5 protein-coding genes are annotated in these 4,327 nt (G+C 37.4%); 1 reads left to right on the top strand and 4 read right to left on the bottom strand.

The features are described from left to right. Positions 1-238: 238 nt before the first annotated feature. Positions 239-949, bottom strand: coding sequence for a DUF4294 domain-containing protein (locus V7D82_RS13370; protein ID WP_442902393.1), 711 nt, complete (start codon positions 947-949; stop codon positions 239-241). Between the two features lie 90 nt (positions 950-1,039). Here V7D82_RS13370 and V7D82_RS13375 point away from each other — a divergent pair, with 90 nt between their 5' ends. Further along, positions 1,040-2,128, top strand: coding sequence for a M42 family metallopeptidase (locus V7D82_RS13375; protein WP_333601454.1), 1,089 nt, complete (start codon positions 1,040-1,042; stop codon positions 2,126-2,128). An 80-nt stretch (positions 2,129-2,208) separates the two neighbouring features. On the opposite strand, the gene V7D82_RS13380 is transcribed toward V7D82_RS13375, so the two are convergent. From V7D82_RS13380 to V7D82_RS13390, 3 genes are all read right to left on the bottom strand, one after another. Then, positions 2,209-2,694, bottom strand: coding sequence for a hypothetical protein (locus V7D82_RS13380; RefSeq protein ID WP_333601455.1), 486 nt, complete (start codon positions 2,692-2,694; stop codon positions 2,209-2,211). A 191-nt stretch (positions 2,695-2,885) separates the two neighbouring features. Then, complete coding sequence (locus V7D82_RS13385; RefSeq protein ID WP_333601456.1) at positions 2,886-3,260, bottom strand: ankyrin repeat domain-containing protein; 375 nt, start codon at positions 3,258-3,260, stop codon at positions 2,886-2,888. A gap of 151 nt (positions 3,261-3,411) precedes the next feature. After that, the coding region (locus V7D82_RS13390) for a phosphoribosylaminoimidazolesuccinocarboxamide synthase (protein ID WP_333601457.1) at positions 3,412-4,327 on the bottom strand (916 nt) is incomplete at its 5' end.

Consider the following 4,327-nt stretch of genomic DNA (forward strand, 5'->3'; position numbering starts at 1 on the left):
ATTTCTTTCCCAATCCAAATAATTTTTACCCTTTTTTTATTCTTTTTTTAATGCCTTGATAACATGAAATTTACAAATGCAGTTCGTCCATACTTTGCCAAAATCTTCGCTAATACTCAAAACAGACCTCCCTCCTAGCCCCGATTGTAGCAGTTACCATGTAACGCGAAAAGCGGGAATTACGACAACAAAAAAGCCAGAAACTTTCGCTCCTGACTTTTCCATTATATATAATGTGTTATTTTTTTAAGGCTTTTTTCTCCCAATAGTCACTCAGTTCATCGATATCTACGGGATTCGCGGGTTTTTGAGGCACTAGTCTGCCACGGGTGAAGGCTCTGTCGAGAATGGTTTCTATTAGAAAGTCTTCGTTGACATCGTAGGGAGCGTATTTTGTTTTGAGGTTGATATCGAATAAGCGTGCGGTATTGTTAGACCAGAAGGCTTTCCAGCCGCTTTTGTAATCCTTAATGAGTTCGAAAGTAGTGAAACCGGTTTGGCGGTGGATGAGTTTTACTAAAATTTGTCCTTGTTTGCGCGATAACTTTTTGAGCTGGCCTGTGAATTCGTTCTCTATATAGTCTTCTACAATTTTGAAGTATTTCTTTTTTTCACGGTTAGTTTTCATCTTGTCCATGTTTTTATCCAGAATTGTTAGGCGCTCTGCAGCGGTTTTGGCAAACGGATATACTTTATAGACTCTGTTTTGCAACAAGAGAAAATCTTTCTTTTCCTGAGGTGATAGTTTTTGTTTGTAAACAATTACTTCTTCGAGCTGTACCGGTTCGTCGAGAATGGTATCGCTTTCTTCTACGCCAACTTCTCTTTTGGGAATGGAGTCGGTTTTAATTTGTGCTTTAGCTGTTACTGTCAACAGCAATACGAAAACGAAAAAAAACAGTTTTTTACTCATGATTTTAAAATTGTCTTTTTGGCATTCGTGAATCATCGATTTCATGGCTACTAATTATTAGGGTAAAAATATAGAATATCCTTAACAACTGTAATGCCAAATTTATATTTTAGCGAAAAAATATTTATGGCAACAAAATCGATACTGACTAAATCATCGCTTTCATTTTTAGAAAGTTATTTAAATAATGCTTCTCCGACGGGTTATGAATCGAGTGGGCAAAAACTTTGGATGAACTATTTGAAACCTTATGTAGATAGTTTTATAACGGATACTTATGGTTCGGCTGTGGGTGTTATTAACCCGGATGCTCCTTATAAAGTAGTTATTGAAGGACATTCGGACGAGATTTCCTGGTATGTGAATTACATTACTTCGGAAGGACTTATTTATGTCATCCGAAATGGTGGTTCTGATCATCAGATTGCGCCTTCGAAACGAGTTAATATTCATACTAAAAACGGTATCGTGAAAGGTGTTTTTGGTTGGCCGGCGATCCATACCCGAAATCGTGGCAAAGAAGAATCGGCTACCTTACACAATATATTTATTGATTGCGGTTGTTCGACTAAAGAAGAAGTGGAAAAATTGGGTGTTCATGTAGGTTGTGTCATTACGTATCCGGATGAGTTTATGATTTTGAATGACAACAAATTTGTTTGCCGTGCCATTGACAACCGAATGGGTGGTTTTATGATTGCTGAAGTGGCTCGTTTGTTAAAAGAGAATAAAAAGAAACTGCCTTTTGGTTTGTACATCACCAATTCGGTTCAGGAAGAAATTGGCCTTCGCGGTGCCGAAATGATTACCAATACTATCAAACCCAACGTTGCAATTGTGACCGATGTTTGTCACGACACTACAACTCCAATGATTGACAAAAAAATTGAAGGTGATTTACAAATGGGCAAAGGACCGGTGATTGCTTATGCTCCGGCGGTTCATAATACTTTGCGTGAGTTAATTGTGAATACGGCTGAAGCCCATAAAATACCATTCCAGCGTCATGCTACTTCCAGAGCAACCGGAACTGATACGGATGCTTTTGCTTACAGTAATGGCGGTGTGGCTTCGGCTTTGATTTCGTTACCGCTTCGTTATATGCACACTACTGTGGAAATGGTGCATCGGGAAGATGTGGAGAATGTCATCAAACTGATTTATGAAAGTTTGCTGAAAATAGAAAACAACGATTCCTTTTCGTATTTCAAATAAAAAACAAAAAGCATCATTAGTAAAGACGAACTAATGATGCTTTTAACTTTCACATGGCTGTGAAAGCAATCAACCTAAACTTATAATTTTAAATCGACAGTAACCGCCAAGTTGTTGTTACCAACTTTTTTGGATTTTACGGCGCGATTGATTTTTTCGAAGTCTAACGGATAAACCTCGTTAATAACAGTGCTTTCGATAATTTGATTGTCTTCGGCAATGAAATCTTCCATAGTTTTTTCTAATGAAAGGGGTTGGAAGCTTACTTCTTTACTTTCGGTTATCAGTTTGTCTTCGGCAATTATTTCTTCTGCTGTTTTTTGGAAAGTAGCTTTCACTACTGAATTAGGATCAAAAATAGCAGTTTCATCTGAAGTGTTCTCAAGTGAATTAGTTGAGAATTCCTGATTTACAGTAACCAATTGGTTCTCCTGTTGTCCGTTGTCTACAAGTACTGCAGCTGAATCTTGTTCGTTTAAATCCTGTGCTTTAAACTCGTTAGCTGCTTTGGTATTAGTAGTAAAAAGTAAAGCAGCGATTCCTAAAATTGTGATTGTTGTTTTCATGATGATTGATTTTTTTTAATTGATGATTGTGATATTGTTATTAATATCCTATGCAAATATATGGCTAAAAACTAGTATCTTGTATTACATAGTACTTAATTTTAACAAAATTTTAACTTTTAAGAATTGGTATCATGCTGATTTTAAGGAAAAAGCACCGTCTAGAATTGTAAACGGTGCTTTGAAAAGGTTTAAGATTGTTTCAAACAATCCAAAGCTTCTTGCGATTTTGAGAACTCAGCGTATTGTTTTGCTGTGTATCCTTTTTCATCTTTAACGTCTTTGTTTGCTCCTCTTGCCAATAAATATTTGATAATATCTACTTTATTGTAGCGGGCAGCATACATTAAGGGAGTCATACCGTTGGATTCTTCATTGACGTCGGCACCGTATTCGACAAACTTTTTAACGGTAGCTAAATCTCCTTTGAAGATAGCAGTACACAAAGGTGTGTTACCATACTTTACGATTTCTGTTGCTGTGCCAACAGTTGAAACATTAGATGCCAATGAAACATTAGCAAAAGCTACTAGAGCTAAGCCTGCGAAAATGATTGTTTTTTTCATGATGATTGATTTTTAAAAGTTATTGATTGACTATAAGACGCCCGATAAGTAATTTTCGTTGCACCAAATAGTTAACTATAACAAAACTTTAACATTTGGCATAAAAAAACCACGCAAAAGCGTGGTTTCTAATTATGATTTTACAATTGGGTCACGATTTCAAAAACTGAAAAACGTTTTGTTCGATACGATTGTTAATGTTGGCTATATCTGCTTTGATGAATTTTTCTCCGATAATATTTTCATACAATTCGATATAACGTTCTGAAACGGTTTCAATGTATTCATCGGTCATGTTAGGAATTTGTTGTCCTTCTTTGCCCTGAAAACCATTTTCAATGAGCCAACGACGAACGAATTCTTTGGATAATTGTTTTTGCTCTTCGCCTTTGTCTTGTCGTTCCTGATATCCCTCAGCATAGAAATAACGGGAAGAATCCGGTGTGTGGATTTCGTCAATTAGGACTATGGTTCCGTCTTTGGTTTTGCCAAATTCGTATTTGGTGTCTACCAAAATTAAGCCACGGCTGGCTGCTATCTCGGTACCTCTTTGGTATAAAGCTCTGGTATATTGTTCTAAAACCACATAATCGGCTTCCGAAACGATTCCGTTGGCTAAAATGGCTTCGCGGGAAATGTCTTCGTCGTGAGAACCATTATCGGCTTTAGTAGTTGGTGTTATAATTGGCGTTGGAAATTGGTCGTTTTCTTTCAAACCTTCGGGCATAGTTACACCGCAAATTGTTCTTTTACCCAAAGCATATTCACGGGCAGCATGACCCGAAAGATACCCGCGAATCACCATTTCTACTTTGAAAGGTTCGCAAAGATGACCAACAGCCACATTAGGATCGGGTGTTGCAATCAACCAATTAGGTACAATGTCTTGGGTCAGATGCATGAACCTGGTGGCAATTTGGTTTAGGATTTGTCCTTTATAGGGAATGCCTTTGGGCAAAACGACATCAAAAGCGGAAAGCCTGTCGGTGGCAATCATGACTAAAAGTTCGTTGTTGATGTTGTAAACTTCACGGACTTTACCGCGGTAAACGGATTTTTGATTGGGG

It is taken from the genome of Flavobacterium sp. (genome assembly GCF_036741995.1).
Classification (GTDB): domain Bacteria; phylum Bacteroidota; class Bacteroidia; order Flavobacteriales; family Flavobacteriaceae; genus Flavobacterium.